Annotated in this window: 14 protein-coding genes; 11 read left to right on the forward strand and 3 right to left on the reverse strand. The window is 57.5% G+C overall.

Annotated features, from left to right (window positions below):
• The first annotated feature begins 20 nt into the window (after positions 1–20).
• The 6 genes from KFJ24_RS14450 to KFJ24_RS14475 all read left to right on the forward strand — a co-directional run bounded on the left by KFJ24_RS14450 (position 21) and on the right by KFJ24_RS14475 (position 8,348).
• Positions 21–2,288, forward strand: coding sequence for a putative bifunctional diguanylate cyclase/phosphodiesterase (locus KFJ24_RS14450; RefSeq protein ID WP_250831790.1), 2,268 nt, complete (start codon positions 21–23; stop codon positions 2,286–2,288).
• 51 nt (positions 2,289–2,339) lie between these two features.
• The gene (locus tag KFJ24_RS14455) at positions 2,340–2,654 is read left to right on the forward strand and encodes a hypothetical protein (protein WP_250831791.1); all 315 of its coding nucleotides are present in this window, start codon (positions 2,340–2,342) and stop codon (positions 2,652–2,654) included.
• Between the two features lie 136 nt (positions 2,655–2,790).
• Positions 2,791–3,222 carry a MerR family transcriptional regulator gene (locus tag KFJ24_RS14460; RefSeq protein ID WP_250831792.1) on the forward strand — a complete coding sequence of 144 codons (432 nt, stop codon included), beginning with the start codon at positions 2,791–2,793 and terminating at the stop codon, positions 3,220–3,222.
• Positions 3,223–3,228: 6 nt separating this feature from the next.
• Positions 3,229–5,844, forward strand: coding sequence for a heavy metal translocating P-type ATPase (locus tag KFJ24_RS14465; protein WP_250831793.1), 2,616 nt, complete (start codon positions 3,229–3,231; stop codon positions 5,842–5,844).
• A gap of 141 nt (positions 5,845–5,985) precedes the next feature.
• Positions 5,986–6,435, forward strand: coding sequence for a DUF411 domain-containing protein (locus tag KFJ24_RS14470; RefSeq protein WP_250831794.1), 450 nt, complete (start codon positions 5,986–5,988; stop codon positions 6,433–6,435).
• Positions 6,436–6,626: 191 nt separating this feature from the next.
• Positions 6,627–8,348: a GGDEF domain-containing protein gene (locus KFJ24_RS14475; RefSeq protein WP_250831795.1), complete on the forward strand. Its 1,722-nt coding sequence runs from the start codon at positions 6,627–6,629 to the stop codon at positions 8,346–8,348.
• Positions 8,349–8,399: 51 nt separating this feature from the next.
• On the opposite strand, the gene KFJ24_RS14480 is transcribed toward KFJ24_RS14475, so the two are convergent.
• Positions 8,400–9,416 (reverse strand): hypothetical protein, encoded by a 1,017-nt coding sequence (locus KFJ24_RS14480; RefSeq protein ID WP_250831796.1) that lies wholly within the window; start codon positions 9,414–9,416, stop codon positions 8,400–8,402.
• Between the two features lie 132 nt (positions 9,417–9,548).
• Here KFJ24_RS14480 and KFJ24_RS14485 point away from each other — a divergent pair, with 132 nt between their 5' ends.
• The 3 genes from KFJ24_RS14485 (at position 9,549) to KFJ24_RS14495 (ending at position 12,593) form a co-directional block, all read left to right on the forward strand.
• Positions 9,549–10,223, forward strand: a complete 675-nt coding sequence (locus tag KFJ24_RS14485; RefSeq protein ID WP_250831797.1) for a Fe2+-dependent dioxygenase — start codon at positions 9,549–9,551, stop codon at positions 10,221–10,223.
• 106 nt (positions 10,224–10,329) lie between these two features.
• Entirely contained in the window at positions 10,330–12,318 is a 1,989-nt protein-coding gene (locus KFJ24_RS14490; RefSeq protein ID WP_250831798.1) for a ribonuclease R family protein, read from the forward strand.
• Positions 12,319–12,380: 62 nt separating this feature from the next.
• On the forward strand, positions 12,381–12,593 hold the full coding sequence (locus KFJ24_RS14495) for a hypothetical protein (protein WP_250831799.1): 213 nt from the start codon (positions 12,381–12,383) through the stop codon (positions 12,591–12,593).
• 18 nt (positions 12,594–12,611) lie between these two features.
• Here the strand turns inward: KFJ24_RS14495 and KFJ24_RS14500 are convergent, their stop codons facing one another.
• Positions 12,612–13,502 (reverse strand): acyltransferase, encoded by an 891-nt coding sequence (locus tag KFJ24_RS14500; protein WP_250831800.1) that lies wholly within the window; start codon positions 13,500–13,502, stop codon positions 12,612–12,614.
• A 199-nt stretch (positions 13,503–13,701) separates the two neighbouring features.
• Here KFJ24_RS14500 and KFJ24_RS14505 point away from each other — a divergent pair, with 199 nt between their 5' ends.
• Complete coding sequence (locus KFJ24_RS14505) at positions 13,702–14,853, forward strand: alpha/beta fold hydrolase (protein ID WP_250831801.1); 1,152 nt, start codon at positions 13,702–13,704, stop codon at positions 14,851–14,853.
• A gap of 157 nt (positions 14,854–15,010) precedes the next feature.
• Here the strand turns inward: KFJ24_RS14505 and KFJ24_RS14510 are convergent, their stop codons facing one another.
• Positions 15,011–15,682, reverse strand: coding sequence for a haloacid dehalogenase type II (locus tag KFJ24_RS14510; protein WP_250831802.1), 672 nt, complete (start codon positions 15,680–15,682; stop codon positions 15,011–15,013).
• 170 nt (positions 15,683–15,852) lie between these two features.
• On the opposite strand from KFJ24_RS14510, the gene KFJ24_RS14515 reads away from it, so the two are divergent.
• Positions 15,853–16,764 carry a LysR family transcriptional regulator gene (locus KFJ24_RS14515; RefSeq protein ID WP_250831803.1) on the forward strand — a complete coding sequence of 304 codons (912 nt, stop codon included), beginning with the start codon at positions 15,853–15,855 and terminating at the stop codon, positions 16,762–16,764.
• Positions 16,765–16,805: the final 41 nt, after the last annotated feature.

The following is a 16,805-nucleotide window of genomic DNA, read 5'->3' on the forward strand; positions in this document are numbered from 1 at the left end:
TGCACACTGCGGAGTAAACTGTGGAAAAACCTGCATCACCCACCAAAATTGTTGTGAAAGGCCTGCTCAGCCCGGCTTTTCCGGTGGTGATCTTTCTGGTTTTTCTGGCCGTGGCCGCAGGCCTCCGGGTAGGTCTGGTTGAACAGCACAACAACCAGATCAAGGCAAATCTCGCCAACGAAACCCGCGCGCTGGCCAATACCCTCGAACGCGAATTCGCAATTCTTGCCGAGGCAATCCAGCGCATGGCAGGTCGCATGGAGGCAGCCCCCGGGAACAGCGAGGAAAACTGGCGCCGCGATGCCCGGCACTATCTTCAGGATTTCGGTGTCTACCAGGCGATCGAGTGGATCGACAAGGATTTTATAATTCGCTGGCTGGAACCTTACTCCGGGAACGAGGATGTAATCGGTTTTAACGTGGCCTTTTCGGACGAACGCCGAAGAGCCCTGGAAATCGCCCGACGTTCAGGCAATTTGGACATTTCAGGTGTGATCGATTTGCGCCAGGGTGGCAAGGGGCTGGTCATATACGCGCCTATTGGCTCAGGAGAGGAAAACAACGGTTTCATTGCCGGGGTTTTCCGGATGGAAACCCTGGCGCGGCAACTGCTGACAAACCGGGTTCTGGAATCCTTCAGAATCGAGATCCGGAACGACGGCGTACCAAGCTATGAACTCAACGATTCAGCCACCATAAGCACATCGTTCTCTCACAGTGAACCGGTCGAACTGCCCGCCTTGAACTGGTCTCTCACTCTGAAGCCAGGCGTCGAATGGGTCGACACCCAGCGTAGCTACTGGCCAGCAATGACGTTTGCCTCGTTGCTGCTTATGGGCCTGCTGACCAGCCTGGCAACCCTGCTCGCCCAGCTTATTCTGAAACGCAACCAGGCGCTTCTGACGACCCGCAAGGACCTGGACCGGGAGATCGACCAACGCAAGAGCATTCAACAGGATCTCGCGCGCCTGGAATCCACCGATACCCTGACGGGTCTGGCCAATCGTCGATTCTTTATGGAGGACCTGGCTCACACTCTGAACATTGCTGACCGCCAGATGCGACAGGTTGCACTGGTCATGCTGGACCTGGACCGGTTTCAGATGCTTAACGATTCCCTCGGCCACCAGTTTGGTGATGAACTCCTGATAAAGATCTCCGAGCGCCTGAACACTCTGAGCGACGAACGAATTCTGGTGGCCTATTCAGGTGGTGACGAATTCATGCTCTGTCAGCAGCATGTGGACAACATTGACGATGTGATTAACCTGCTCGGACAGATCAAACAGTGCTTTGATGAGCCTCTTGTAGTGCAGGGCGAAGGGCACCTGGTCACGGCCACAATGGGAATAGCGGTATACCCGCAAAGTGGTCTGGATGCTGACACCCTTCTGCGTAACGCGGACATAGCCCTCTACCGGGCGAAAGATCAGGGCCGCAACACCTACCAGTTCTACACCGAAGGTATGCAGGAGCGTGAGGTCATGCGGCTGGAACTGGACAAGGACCTGAGTCAGGCACTCGCAAACAATGAATTTGTCCTTTATTACCAGCCGCAGCTGAATCTGGACAGCTCCGAGATCCGCAGTGTCGAGGCACTTATCCGCTGGCGCCATCCGCGTCGGGGCCTGCTGTCACCGGTAGAGTTCATTCCTCTGGCTGAGGAGAGTGGACGAATTACCGATATCGGCCGCTGGGTGGTGATGGCGGCTTGCCAGCAGCTGGCAAGCTGGAAAGGCACCCCTTACGAAAATCTGCGCATTGCTGTGAATCTGTCTGGTCGTGAGCTCGATGATGAAAGTCTGGTGGATCATATCCGGGAAGCACTGGATGCCGAGAATGTGTCCGCCGACCGTCTGGAAGTTGAGCTGACCGAAGAAATCTTCATCCAGAACATCGAACACAACCTGAACCAGCTGTCACGCCTGCGCCAACTGGGCGTGCACCTGGCCATTGATGACTTTGGTGTGGGCTATTCTTCCCTCGGTTACCTGAGGGATTTCCCGGTGGATCTGCTGAAAATTGACCGTTCATTCATTACCGATGTCACTGAACGCCATGATGATGCGGTGATAACCCGTGCAGTGATTAATCTTGCCCACAATCTTGGCATTCAGGTCGTAGCGGAAGGTGTGGAAACCGAGGAGCAACTGAGTTTCCTGAAGAACCATCGGTGCAATATTGTTCAGGGTTACCTGATCAGTCGGCCGATTCCCGTCGTAGATCTGGAAAAAGCATTGGCGGAGGGCCTTCTGCTAACGGGCGCGGTCGTGGATTCCGGATTGTAATAACGGCCAGCCAGCCCCACCATTACGCTTTTATTCTTCGGGTGAGATTTTATGGCTGCAAAATACCTGACTTCGGAACAGGACAGTGAACTCCGGCGCTGGGAGCGCTGGAACCGTAACTACTTCATATTCGCTTTCGTAGCGCTGACCGTGATCCTGATATTCAGCAGCCAGCTGGGGCTGTCCAGTGGGGAAAGCTGGGAGTCCCTGGGTGTTGTGATTGCCTTGCTGATTACTCCAATCATTATCCTCCAACTGAAACTGAAGTGCCCCGCCTGTGGCCATAAGATTGGCTGGCAGGCGAAGTTGATGGCGCCTGACCAGTGCAAGACTTGCGGCGCCTTTCTGCGGGCCAAAAGCCAGTAACCTTCCTTTCAAAAAAATCTTTGACCTGTGAGTTGCTCACAGGTTTTATTCTATGCTCAAGATGCCCTTGGATGGGTGCCGTCCGTGTTTGGCTGGGGCCAAACACTCGTTCAACCTCGCATCAGGCGTTTGAGCCATGAAAGTGAAAGAGATAGCCGAAGCGGCAGCTGTGAATCCCGACACCGTCCGTTTTTATACCCGGGAAGGCTTGCTGAACCCGAGCCGTAATCCGGACAACAATTACCAGCAATTCGATGCCGACGATCTGCGGCGGCTGCGCTTTGCCCGCAAGGCCCGGCAGTTGGGCTTTTCGTTGCCTGAGATCCGGGCCATTCTGGATCAGGCTGACGATCATCATTCGCCTTGCCCAATGGTGCGCGAGGTATTTGAACAACGGTTGGTCGAAGTTGAGCGTGAAATCAGCGAGCTTCAGCAGCTGCGTGAACGGATGGAAGGTGCCCTCAACGCGTGGCGCGATATGCCGGATGGCACCCCCGATGGTCACACCATCTGCCGATTGATTGAACACTGGGACGATACCACCCCGGCAAAACAGGCTGAGGAGTAATTTATTATGAGCGATACACCGGTGTTACAGACCACTCTCAATATCTCTGGCGCATCTTGCCAGGGGTGTGCCAAAAAAATCCGCAATGCCCTGGAAACCCTGACCGGTGACACCGAATTGGTAGAGGTCAATCTTGAGGACCAGACCGTGGCTCTGCCGGATGGCATTGATGCCGGCGAAGCAGCACGCATTGTTACCGAGACCGGCTACCCGGCTGAGACCATAAACAGTAAAGGAGAAACCGGTGGCGCCAGCTGCTGTAGCCCGGCACCAACCAACGACAGGACTGAACCGGAGTCTGGGCACGAACACCCGCACGATTCCGCAACTGAAAAGGCGGAACCGACAACGGCCGAAGGCGACCAGATTCAGCTATCAGTTACCGGCGCAACCTGTGCCTCCTGCGTCAATACCATCGAGAAAGCGTTGAAGTCAGTGCCGGGAGTTACCCACGCCCATATGAACCTGGCCGATAACACCGCCACCGCCAGCGGTCAGGCGGATCCTCAGGCGCTGATAGACGCGGTTGAAGGTTCCGGCTATGGCGCCAGTGTAATCAAGGATCCTGACCAGGCCGACGACCAGAAACAGGCCCAAGACCGAAAACAGTACCGGATGCTATTGATAAAGATGGCGGTGAGTCTGTCGCTTGGCCTTGGTCTGATGATTTGGGGCATGGGCTTTGGCACGATGATGGTGACCGGAGCAAATCAGAGCACCTGGCTTGGGTTAGGCTTGCTCACACTGATTGTCATGGCAGCCACAGGCGGTCATTTTTATACCGGCGCATGGAAAGCGTTCAGGCACCATAACGCCAACATGGACACCCTGATTGCCCTTGGTACCGGCACCGCATGGATCTACTCCATGGTGGTCGCGAGCATGCCCGGTGCGTTGCCGGAGATGGCGCGTCACGTGTACTTTGAAGCCTCCGCCATGATTATCGGTCTGATCAATCTGGGCCAGGCTCTGGAGCTTCGTGCCAAGGGTAAAACCTCGGAAGCGGTGCGCCGGCTGCTGGACCTCCGGGCCAAAACTGCCCGGGTGCTTCGCAACGGCGAGGAACGGGACATTCCCGTGGAAGACGTCCGGAAGGGCGACCGAATTCGCGTCCGCCCCGGCGAAAAACTGCCGGTGGACGGCTTGATCAGGGAAGGTTCCACCCGTATCGATGAAAGCATGCTTACCGGTGAGCCGATGCCTGTCAGCAAGGGCGAAGGGGATGAGGTTTCCGCCGGCACCCTGAACAGCCACGGCTCGATCATCTACGAAGCCACCCGTGTCGGCAGTGAAACAGCGCTGGCCCAGATAATCAGGCTGGTCAAAAAGGCCCAGGGCTCCAAACCGGCGATCGGCCGCCTTGCTGACAAGATCTCTTCTGTTTTCGTGCCAACGGTGATGCTGATCGCCGTGGTAGCCGCCCTAATCTGGTACAACGTCGGGCCGGAACCCGCCGTGGTACACATGATGGTTGCCGCAACCACCGTACTGATCATCGCCTGCCCCTGCGCTCTTGGTCTTGCTACCCCCATGTCGGTCATGGTCGGTGTGGGCAAGGCAGCGGAATACGGTGCGCTGATCCGCCAGGGCGACGCCCTTCAGACCGCCGGCAAGCTGGACCTGGTTATTCTGGATAAAACCGGCACCATTACCGAAGGCCACCCGGCCGTCACCCGTGTTCATGCCGTTAACGGCGATGAAAACCAGCTGCTGGGCCTGGCCGCAGGTCTCGAACAACATTCGGAGCACCCGCTGGCCGAAGCCATTCTCAGCAAGGCAGAAACCAACGGCATACAAACTGACAAGGTCAGCGACTTCGAGGCTCTGAATGGAAAAGGTGTCAAAGGTGATTTTGAAGGCCAGCCTCTGCGCCTCGGCAATCGTCGCTGGCTTGAAGCCGAGGGGCTGAACCTCACAAGTCTGGACGGGGTAGCCCGGGAAATTGCCGAAGAGGCCGGCACCCCGCTGTTTCTGGCTCATGGCCACCAGGTGCTCGGGGTCATCGGTGTCGCCGACGCCATCAAACCCGACTCCAAAGCCGCCATCGCTCGACTGCACCGCGCCGGGATAAAGGTCATGATGGTCACCGGCGATGTCGACGCGACCGCGAAAGCGATCTCGGCCAAAGCCGGCATCGACGACTACCGGGCGGAAGTCCTGCCGGAAGACAAAGCGGAAGTGGTCAGCCAAATGCGCGGTATGGGCTACACCGTGGCCATGGTCGGCGACGGCATCAACGACGCCCCGGCCCTGGCGGCAGCCGATGTCGGCTTCGCGATCGGTACCGGCACGGACGTGGCCATCGAAAGCGCCTCCATTACCCTGATGCGCGGCTCCCTGCACGGTGTGCCCGACGCCATCGAAATCTCCCGCGCCACGGTAAAGAACATCCACCAGAACCTGTTCGGGGCCTTTGTATACAACAGCCTGGGCATTCCAGTGGCCGCCGGGCTGCTCTACCCGGTTTGGGGTATCCTGATGAGCCCCATCCTGGCCGGCGCCGCCATGTCACTGTCCTCGGTTACGGTGGTATCCAATGCCAACCGGTTGAGGCTGTTCAAAACCAGTCACAAACGGGAAAAGCGTCTAACTTCAGAGCAAAACCAAGGGGAGCGGAACTGATGGAGACTCTACTTGTCAATGCGGGAGGCGTGATGTTAATGGCTGCCATCGTCTGGTGGTTCTGGCTGTCACCCTCAACTGGCGGCGCTCGGGAACACGATCACAGCAATCATTAGTGTTTAAATCACAAAGGAAGACATGATGAAAAAGCAGGCCCTTAGTTTCGCCCTGACCACCCTTCTGGGGTTCAGCACCCCGCTTCTGGCCGCAGGCGCGGCCCAGAACATCCATGTCTACAAATCGCCTACCTGCGGATGCTGCCAGGACTGGGTCAAACACCTGGAAGGCAATGGTTTCGAGGTAGAAGTCACCGAGACCAACAACCTCAATCCGATCAAGATCAAGGCCGGCCTGACCCCGGCCCTGGCCAGTTGCCACACCGCGTTTGTGGGTGACTACGTGATCGAAGGCCACGTGCCGGCCAACGACATCCACCGCCTGATTACAGAAGCACCCCAGGCCAGGGGGCTCAGCGTGCCTGGAATGCCGGTTGGCTCCCCAGGCATGGAGATAGGTGACCGCAGGGACCACTATCAAGTGCTGATGTTCAACGACAAGGGCCAGACCCGGATCTTTTCTGAATATGACTGACATCAGGGAAGCACATTTTCCTCTCAGCCTCGCCGGCTGAGAAAATCCCGGGTCAGTCATACTGGCCCGGGCTTTTGCCGAATTACCCCGCCAAATCAACGTTACTCTGTCTGTTTTCCCTACACTCTGCTCAATCGGTGTTCTATCATAGCGCCCCCGGTGATTGTGTATAACTGTGAGGGAGCCTTTTTTTGAGCCTGAAAACTCGTATTCTCGGCCTGGCCGCCGGTCTGATTATCGTCACATCCGTTACCTCCTGGCTGGCCTACCGGGAGCTGTCCGAAGACATCATTGAGCGCTGGGGGCAGCAGGTTGCGGAAATACAGGTTCGCTATGACAGCGCCCGACTCCTGCAATCTCTTGAAAGAGAGATCGGCCTGGCAAAGCAGATGGCCCAATCATCGGCTCTGATCAACTGGGCACAGGCACCTGAAGATCAGGCACTCAAATCTGACGCCATTCGCCAGATGGAGAGTTTCCGTTCCAATTTCAGGGACAACAGTTACTTCGTCGCCTTGCGCAAGAATGGTCATTATTACTACAACAACGCTGCCAACGAATTCGCCGGCGATCAATTCCGGTATGTACTGGATCCGGACAAGCCGGATGACGCCTGGTTCTTTCAGTTAATCGAAGAGGGGCGGGATTTTCACCTGAACGTGAACCCGGATGTCGAGCTCGGTGTCACCAAACTCTGGATCGACGTACTCATGCGTGGCCCGGACAACCAGATCGTCGGCATGGTTGGCACCGGCCTCAATCTGGACGACTTCCTTCAGGATATCGTCGATATCGGACAGGACGGCATTACCACTCTGTTCGTGGACTACAACGGTGCGATTCAGCTGTACCGCGACCAGAACTTCATAGATTTTGCCAGTATCATCAAGCCCGAAGGCCAGAAGAATACCGTCGATCTGCTGTTTGACGAACCCGAAGACAAGCAACAAATCCTCGGCATGTTGCAACTGCTTAAAAAGAAAGGGGATCAGGTGGGCGACGTGGAAAGCGGTTTTGTCACCGTCGACGGAAACAAGCATCTGGCCGGAGTGGCCTTCCTGCCCGCCATTGGCTGGTTTGAAATTACCTTGCTGGACCTGAACACACTGCTGCCGAAGAGTTATCTCTGGCCCCTGGTAGGCGTGTTTCTGGTCAGCCTTCTTGTGGCCCTGGTGCTGTTCCATCTGATTATCCAATCCAGGATTCTCAAACCCATCGTCACTCTGGAGCATGCGGTCGAAAAGGTCAGGGATGGCAGCTTTGAACTACCACGACTGGACAAACCGGATAATGAGATTGGCCGTCTGGCAGACCATTTTGAGAAAATGAGCCACGGCCTCCGACACTCTACCCGGGAACTCGAGAACAAGGTGGCCCAACGCACGGATGACCTGAACCGCCTTGCTCGCATCGACCCGCTCACCGGCCTGAAAAACCGGCGTGGGCTGGATGAAGTCCTGGATGAGGAAATTCAGCGGGCGAAACGACAGGGCACCGGCTTCGGCATCATCTGGCTCGACATCGATCACTTCAAGACCGTCAATGACCAGCTCGGGCATCAGGCGGGTGATCAGATCCTGTGTCGCGTGGCCCTCTGGCTGAAGGCCGGAGTTCGCCCCTATGACCACCCGGGGCGCTGGGGCGGCGACGAATTCGTAGTCCTTCTGTCGCCCTGTGACCAGCAGACACTTGAGCAAATCGCCGGGCGTATACGTCAGTTGGTCGAGCAGGAGAGCGGCAAGACCGGGCATAACGTGACGGTCAGTGTCGGCGGCTATCTCTGCAGCGCTGAGGACAACAGCAACACCATTCTCAGGCAAGCCGACAGGGCGTTATACCAGGCCAAGAATCAGGGGCGTAACCGGGTGTGCATTGCCACCGCCCAAAATGGTCTGGTCACAGCGGGGAGCTGAAACCGGTCGGCAGGCAAGGCCGGGGCGTGATCAGCCCCGGCCAGCGCCCCCTCAGTAGAGGTAGGGGGCAAGTGCCAGCTCAAGACGAGCCTGTCTCGCGTACAGATCGGAAACGGCGACCACGGGACGGCCGGGTGGCTCTGCGTCAGGCCAGGCTTTCTGTAGCTGCCTCAGTGCCTTCTGCGCGTCCCGCCAGGCTTCCCCGTTCTGCTTTTTCAGCGCCTTCTTATGATTAACCAGGTACTCACGGGCGGCGAGAACAAAGCCCCGGCCATCCTGGTATTCGTGCTCTGCCACGAACTGACCACCCTCAAGTGCCTCATCGTATTCCAGAACCGCCTGCTTGGTTAATGCCAAAACCACTTTCGACACCGTAGCCGGAGTTTGCGCCCTGTTACCTTCGAGAACAGTAACGGCCTTTTCGGTCTCGTCCCAGGCAGCCTGGAACGCCGGTTTAGCATCAGACCATACTTCTACCTGTCCGGCTTTCTCAGCCAGCGTTTTCAGCTTTTGCCCCAGTTCGCTGCTTCCCTGAAGCTTCTGTGCGCTTCCCATCATCGGATAAACCTCGATCCAGGGATGCGTCAGGTGTGGCCGCCCATCAGCAACCTTGCCGGCCTCGATCAGTTCTCTGGCCGCCATCAGGTGTCCCTGCATCATCTGGACCATCGCAACATAGGCGCCATCTGAAAGTGCCGGAGAGCCTGACTCACCGCCCTCTCCACCTTCACCACCTTCACCGCCTTCGCCGCCGGCTGAGAAATAGCTGAAGGCAGGGCCCGGCTGGCTACCGTGGCCTTCGCCACCTTCACCGCCTTCACCACCGTGATGCATATCGCCCATGTCATCGTGGTGCTCACCACCTTCACCGCCATGATGCTCAGCAGTCATATCGTTATGGTGTTCACCGTTTTCGCCACCGTGATGTTCACCGCCCTCACCGCCATGAGTCCCGGATTTCATCATCTCGTCATGATGACCATCATTCTGGTCAGCGCTAACGCCTGAGCTGGCAAGCAGCGTCGCCACGCCGATACCCATCCACAATTTCAGTTTCTGATCTCTCATTAGATCCTCCTGTCCACGTTCCGCAGAGACACGCTTTCCCAACGGTGGTATTGATGCTTTGTACACGGTGGTGCATGATGCTTCAATCATACATCTTAGTGCAAATCATTCTTATTTAGGTTTGGAGGCGCAATGATTCTGTGCGTTGGCAATATTCTGACAAGCGATCAACTGACGCGCGCAAAGCTGGCCATGGACGAGGGTCATTTCGAAGATGGCCGGAAAACTGCTGGCTGGCATGCGCGACTGGTCAAGAATAACGAGCAGATGCAGGCATCCAGCGATGAGGCCCGCCGTCTCCGAGCCGACGTTGAAAAGTCACTGAGTGAACACCCGCTTTTCCAGATGGCGGTGCGCCCGCTGAAAATGACGCCTGTTATTTTCAGTCGCTATCGTGACGGCATGACTTACGGGAATCATGTGGATGACCCGGTGATGGGCCGCGGAGATGCAAAGCTGCGAACAGATATATCCTTTACCCTGTTCCTGGATGAGCCCGAGAGTTATGACGGAGGTGAACTGGTTACGGATACCACGGCCGGTGAACAATCCTACAAGCTTCCGGCCGGATCGGCGGTCATCTACCCTTCGTCTACCCTGCACCGGGTCGAGCCGGTCACCCGGGGGCAGCGCCGTGTAGCCATCGGCTGGATACAGAGCACCATCCGTGACCCGGCCCAGCGAGAAGTTCTGTTTGATCTTGATACCGCCCGAAGACAGCTCTTTGAGCGGGATGGCAAGACCACGGAATTTGATCTGCTTACCAAGTCGCTCGCCAATCTCCAGCGTTTTTGGGCCGAGATGTAGCGGGCAGCTTTAAAAGTCTTTAATACCTGCGCCCTCCGTCTGACGCATGGGTCCATAACCGTTATACTCCGCCCCATAATCCATTTTTTACCAGCCAGGTTACTTCATGCTTAATGCCGACGCTCTCAGCCAGTTGCGCCAGCTGAAATCCGACATCGAGGAAAACAAGGTGGTCTTTCCCGGCACCGTCAAAGCCACCAACGGCCGTTTCGGGTTTGTCGCCCTTGATGAAGGCAGGGACGTTTTCCTGCCTCCGGAAGAGATGCAGAAGGTTCTGCCCGGCGACCGGGTGAACGTGACCGAGCAGGAAGTCGAGAAAGGCAAGGTCCAGGGTGCGGTGGATGAACTCCTGGAGACCCGGCTGACCACCTTTGTCGGCCGTTACCTGGTCAAAGGCAAAGGCCATTTCGTGGTACCGGAAACTCCCGGCATCAACCGCTGGATTTTCATTCCTCCGAAAGAGCGCATGAACGCCAAGCCGGACGACTACATCTATTGCGAGATTCACAAGCACCCGATCAAGGATGGCAAGGGCCAGGCCCGTATCCTGCGGGTGATTGGCAAGGCCGGCGAGCCGGGGATTGAACGTTCACTGACCCTGGCAACCTTCGATCTTGCGGATACCTGGCCAGAACAGGTTCAGGCCCAGGCCGACAGCCTCAGTGAGAAGGATATCGAAGCGCATGAAGCCGGCCGGCAAGACCGTACCGCTCAGCCTTATGTAACCATCGACAGTCCGGGCACACAGGATATGGACGACGCTCTGCTGGCGGAACCCAACGCCACGGGCTGGACCCTGTCCATTGCCATTGCCGATCCGACGTCGGTCCTTGAGCCTGACAGCCCGGCAGAGCAGGAGGCCTTCAATCGTGCCACTGCCATCTACTTTCCGGGCGAACCCCTGCCGATGCTACCGGACAGCATCAGCACCCGCCTGTGCTCTCTGATGCCCGACGTCAACCGCCTGGCACTGGTGTGTGACCTGCAAGTCAACAACGATGGCAGCCTCGGTGACTACAGCTTCCATCAGGCCGTCATCCGCTCACACCGCAAGCTCAGTTATGAGCTGGTGGCCAACCTGATCGAGGGCCGCGAAGACGACGAGATCAAGGCGCTGCCGGATGCCGTTGCCAACAGCCTGGATCAACTGCACCAGGTGGCCACTGCCCTGCGCAAATGGCGCAATGAGCATGCCCTTCTCAGCGGCGACCGGCCGGAATTCCGATTGCGCCTGGATGAGAACAAGCGCATTCGCCTGATTGAGCCCTCGGTGCAGAACGAAGCCCACCGACTGGTTGAGGAATGCATGGTGGCCGCCAACCGATGTGCCGCCGGGTTCCTGGCGCGCCAGGCCTCGGGCCTGTTTATTCAGCACCCGGGTCTTCGGGACGACCGTATTGATAACATCCGTGCCCTGCTGGAAAGCCACGCGCCGCACCTGTCAGACGTAGACGCCAACAGCGCGGAAGGTTTCAGGCATCTGATGAAGCACACTGAGAAGCTCGGGGCCGAAGTGCCGGTGAAAGCCATCATTTCCCGCCAGCTGGCCCGCGCCGAATTAGGGTTTGAAGCAGCGCCGCACCAGGGTATGGGGCTCGACGCCTATACCACCTTCACCTCACCGTTGCGCAAGTTCTCGGACTTCTATGTGCACCGGTTGATCAAGGCTGCCCTTTGGGACGTGCCCATGAAGGCATTGACGGAGGATCAGCTGGAAAACCTGCAGAAGGCCCAGATTCGTGCCCGTCAGGCCGCCAGCAGTCTGGAAGCCTGGCTGAAGAGCGATTTTGCCAGGACCCTGGGCGAAGAAACCCTGTCTGGCGTCATCAGCCGCACAGTCCCGGCCGGCTTTTTCGTCCGGCTCGACGCCAATGGCCTCGAAGGCTTTGTGAGCTGCAAGGATCTGGACGGAAAGTACAGTTTTGATCCGGTCACCCTGCGCCTGATCCATAACAAAAACGGCCGCATCTTCCAGCTGGAGCAGCCGGTGAAGGTCACCTTTGCAGGTGTGGACGAAGAACGCCGTCAGATCAATTTCAAACTGGTGGAAGCCGAAGAGATCCAGCTCACAGGCACAGACTCGGCGAACAGTTGAAAAACCGTTAGGGCAGGCGCATCGTAATCTAAGGGACATTCCCTGTTTGATGGAGGTGCGCCATGCCCATCACACCCGACGAGTTTCTGAAGAAGTACGGTTTCGACAAGGAAGACGAGGATCGGGATCACAGCCTTCGCAACAACGCCATGGAGCACGCCAAGCACTTGCGCAGGCCCCATGCCGGAACACCTCACGATTGGGAAGAATGGGAACGCTACAAGCGCGAGCACCCGGATGAGGTGGAAGACGATGACGACAAAGACAGAGACTGAGTCGTCATCCTGTCAGGCTCAACCCAGCATCCGCTCCAGCCGTTCGTCCTTGGCTCGCCACTGCTCCGCCAGCCAGTCCTTCACATTCCTGCGGTGCTCAGCGTCCGCTGAATAGTCCCGGCCCTTGAGGTGCTCCGGGATTTCCGCTGTGTGGATCTCCATCCTGACTTCCTTCACCCGTCCGCAGATAAAATCCCAGAACGTCGGCGCACCGCCGGGATAGGCAATGGTGACATCCACCAGGGTCTGAATCGAATCACCCATGGCATCGAGAACAAACCCCACGCCACCGGCTTTCGGTGTGAGCAGGTGCTTATAGGGCGACTTCTGTTTATCGTGCTTGACCTGGGTAAAGCGGGTGCCTTCCACAAAGTTCATCACGCTGACCGGCGTGTGGCGGAACTTCTCGCAAGCAACACGGGTGGCCTTGAGGTCTTCACCACGCTTTTCCGGATGCTTGATCAGGTACTCGCGGGTGTAGCGCTTCATAAAGGGGAAGTCGAGCCCCCACCAGGCCAGGCCGATGACCGGGACCCACATGAGCTGCTGTTTCAGGAAAAACTTCAGGAACGGCGCACGGTGATTGAACACCCGCTGCATGGCCAGGATATCCACCCAGCTCTGGTGGTTGCTGAGTACCAGATACCAGCTCTCCCGCTTCAGGTTTTCCGCGCCTTTCACGTCCCACTTCGTTCCGTGAGTCAACTTCATCCAGCCGACATTACAGGCAACCCAGGCTTCGGCAATGGCAATGATCGCCTTGGTGCAGAGCACCTGGAAGCCCTTGATCGGGACAATGAGCTTCAGTATGGCCGGGATATACAGCAGGATGCACCAGAACAGAGTATTGATGCCCAGCAAAATGGAATTAAGTACGCCGATAACAGGAGCAGGAAGGAAACTAAGCATGGGATTCCAATTGTGGTTGTTTTGTTCAAATAGAAGCCAATGATAGCAACCGCAGAAGGACTTGGGCAGTAGCCGAAAGTGACCTCTTTGCCACTGAGACTGGACGGATTTGCCATAGCCGGCCCCTGCCAACGTGGCTTATTGTTGCCCTACTCCGTTGTTCATCACAATCCCCGGTCAAAATGCTATGGAAACATCAATGCCCAACTTCGTTAAGTCCGCCGCCGACAAGGCATCGGGGCTGACCCAGCAGACCGCCCTCTATGCCGGCAATGCCTTCGACCGGGTATTCCGCGCCGCCAGCCTGGTGCAGGCCGGACAAACGCCGTTTGAGACACTGCACAGTGACGGACTGGTGAGTCTCCGCTACTACCCGCCGCTTGAAGAAGACTTCATCGAACTGGATGACTCGGTGATTCCAGTCGCGCGCCAGACTCACCGTACCCCCATTGTCATTATCCCGCCGCTGGCTGTGAACATGCTCATCTACGACCTGTTTCCCCAGCGCAGCCTGGTAAGATTCCTGCGCGCCAAAGGCTTCGAGGTCTACCTGATCGACTGGGGCGTACCAACAAGAGCACACAGCCATTACAACCTGCACACCTACGTGGCCGAACTATTACCGGCGTACCTGAACCGGGTGCGCGAACACAGCGGCGAACAGGAACTGAGCCTGCACGGCTGGAGTCTGGGCGGCATGTTCACCCTGTTCTACTCCGCCCTGAGCAACGACCAGCACGTACGCAACGCCATCGTGCTCGGCTCCCCCATCGACAGCCACGCCTCCGGTATCCTTGGCCTGCTGAACCAGCGCATGGCCGACGTCGCCGACTTCGTGCGCAAACGCACCGGCTTCCGGATCCACGACGTCAAACCCCACTGGTTCCACACCCCCGGCTGGGCCAACACCATCGGATTCAAACTGACCAGCCCCATCGCCAGCGTGATGAGCTACTGGGAACTGGTGGTACGCCTGGGCGACCGCGAATTCGTCACTAACCACGCCACCACCTCCGCCTTCCTCGACCGGATGGTCGCTTACCCCGGCGGCATCATCCAGGACACCGTCGTAAGAGTCTGGATCGACAACCAGCTCTCCAAAGGTGATATCCAGATCGGCGACGACATCGCCCGGCTGGAAAACGTAAACGCCAACTTACTGGCCATCGCCGGCAGCGACGACTCCATGGTCACGCCAGACGCCGCCAATCGGGTGATGGACCACGTCAGCTCTGAAGACAAGACCTTTCGGGTCGTACCCGGTGGCCATATGGGCATTCTGGCCGGCAGCAAAGCGCCGAAGGAAAGCTGGATGGCATTGGCTGAGTGGTTGGCAGAGCGATCTAACTGAGAAATATCATTTAGCGACGGCTGGCTCCGTAAAACGAGCGACCGTTGGCCGGGGTCTTCCAAAACTGTGCGGAGCCAAGGATGGCGGAGCTCAAGCGCTACAGGGACGTACTTGAGCGGGTTTTGGAAGACCCCGGCCAACGGTCGCACCACCGAAGTTAGAGATTCTTCAGAGTAGCGGGCAACTCAGAAAGCGAGCCAATAACGGCAGAAGGCTCAATCCCCCAGTCCTCAAACACCTTCTCCGAATCCCGCTTAACCCAGACCGCCAGCAACCCTGCAGCCCGGGCCCCAATGACATCCCAGGCATTGCTGGACACCAGGCACAACGGCTCATCCCAGGCCCCGGTTTTCCGACGCGCATAGGTATACACAGCCGGGTCCGGCTTGAAACTCTTGATGTCATCGACCGACACCAGATCTTCAAACTGCTCGAGCAAGCCATTGTGCCCCAGCACCTTTTCCAGCGCCGGATAACTGCCATTGGAAAACGCGAATAATGGATACTGACCTTGCAGAGCCTTCAGCGCCGGCAAAGAATCGTCAAAGGCCGGCAGCGACAAATAAGCCGTCATCAACTCGTCCTCACGCTGTTGCGACAAGGGCAATTTCCGGGTTGCCATGGCGAAGCGCAAGGCCTGACGGGTACAGACACCGAAGTCCTCATAGACCCTCATCAGCCCCTTGCGAAAGGAGAACTCCAGCTGCTTCTCCCGCCACAGGGCAGCCACCGCTTCAGCATCTTCGCCGGCGTCCTGTTTCAGCAGATCCGACATACCCATAGGGTCTACCAGGGTCCCGTAGACATCGAACGCGACTCGCATAGTCATATCGAAACTTCCCCCTCATCCAGTTGTGCCCGACTGTCCGTAGATCTTACGGTAACGGCTTGAACAATCACTCAACCCTAACAGATAAACGAGCGCCATGCCCCGGACTCCGGAGCCAGACAACGCCATAATTATTTCGATGGCGGCCTCTCTGGGGTAAACTGCCATTCATGAACCCCGTTGATACATTCAATCTCGACATCCGCGCCCTTGGAACCTTCATTGCCGTCCTCGACGAAGGCAGCGTTTCCCGCGCCGCCGTCAAACTCGGTGTTGGCCAGTCCGCTGTCAGCCACACCCTGGAGCGCCTGCGACAGGCTCTGGGAGACCCGCTGTTCGTCAAATCCGGCCGTGGCATCACACCAACCCGATACGCCCTGCAAGCCGGACCGCACATCCGCCAGATACTGGACGACCTGCATTCACTCTCGTCAGGCCCTCCATTTTCACCGGAAACCGCAGAGTTCACCTTTACCATCGCCGCTAACGATTACCAGCGGGACCTCCTGTTACCGCCGCTGACAAGGATCCTGCGCCGGGAAGCGCCGGGGATACACCTGCAAGTAATTCCATCAGGCATTCCCAGTGCCGACATGCTGCGCAAGGATGTCTGCGACTTGATCATCTCGCCCCACGCTCCGGAATCGACAGACATCATGCAGCGGGGCCTGATGGCTGACCGCATGGTGGTGTTTTATGATCCGGAACAGCGGGAAGCACCGAAGGATCTGCCCGAATACCTGAAGGCCGACCACATTGCGCTGCTCTTCGCCACCGGTGAGAAACCGGGACTGGAAACCTCCCTCACAGCCCGGGGCCTGACCCGGCGCACGGTGGTCACCGTCTCCAACTTCTCCGGGTTGCCGGAGTTCCTGCGCGGCACCGACATGCTCGCCACCGCCCCGGAACTGATGAGCAAACACTTACTCAGGGATTTCGCCTGGACGCCCCTGCCCTTTGACTTCAAGCCATTCACCCTGCTGATGCTTTGGCACCGCCGCAACCAGAACGACCCCGCCCACCGCTGGTTACGGAACCATGTCAATGGCGTTGCCGCCGCCATGAACGGGCTGAGCCAGTAATCAATCAATATTATTCATACATCGTATGAGGCCTGCGGCCG

The organism is Marinobacter sediminum (assembly GCF_023657445.1).
Taxonomy (GTDB): domain Bacteria; phylum Pseudomonadota; class Gammaproteobacteria; order Pseudomonadales; family Oleiphilaceae; genus Marinobacter; species Marinobacter sediminum_A.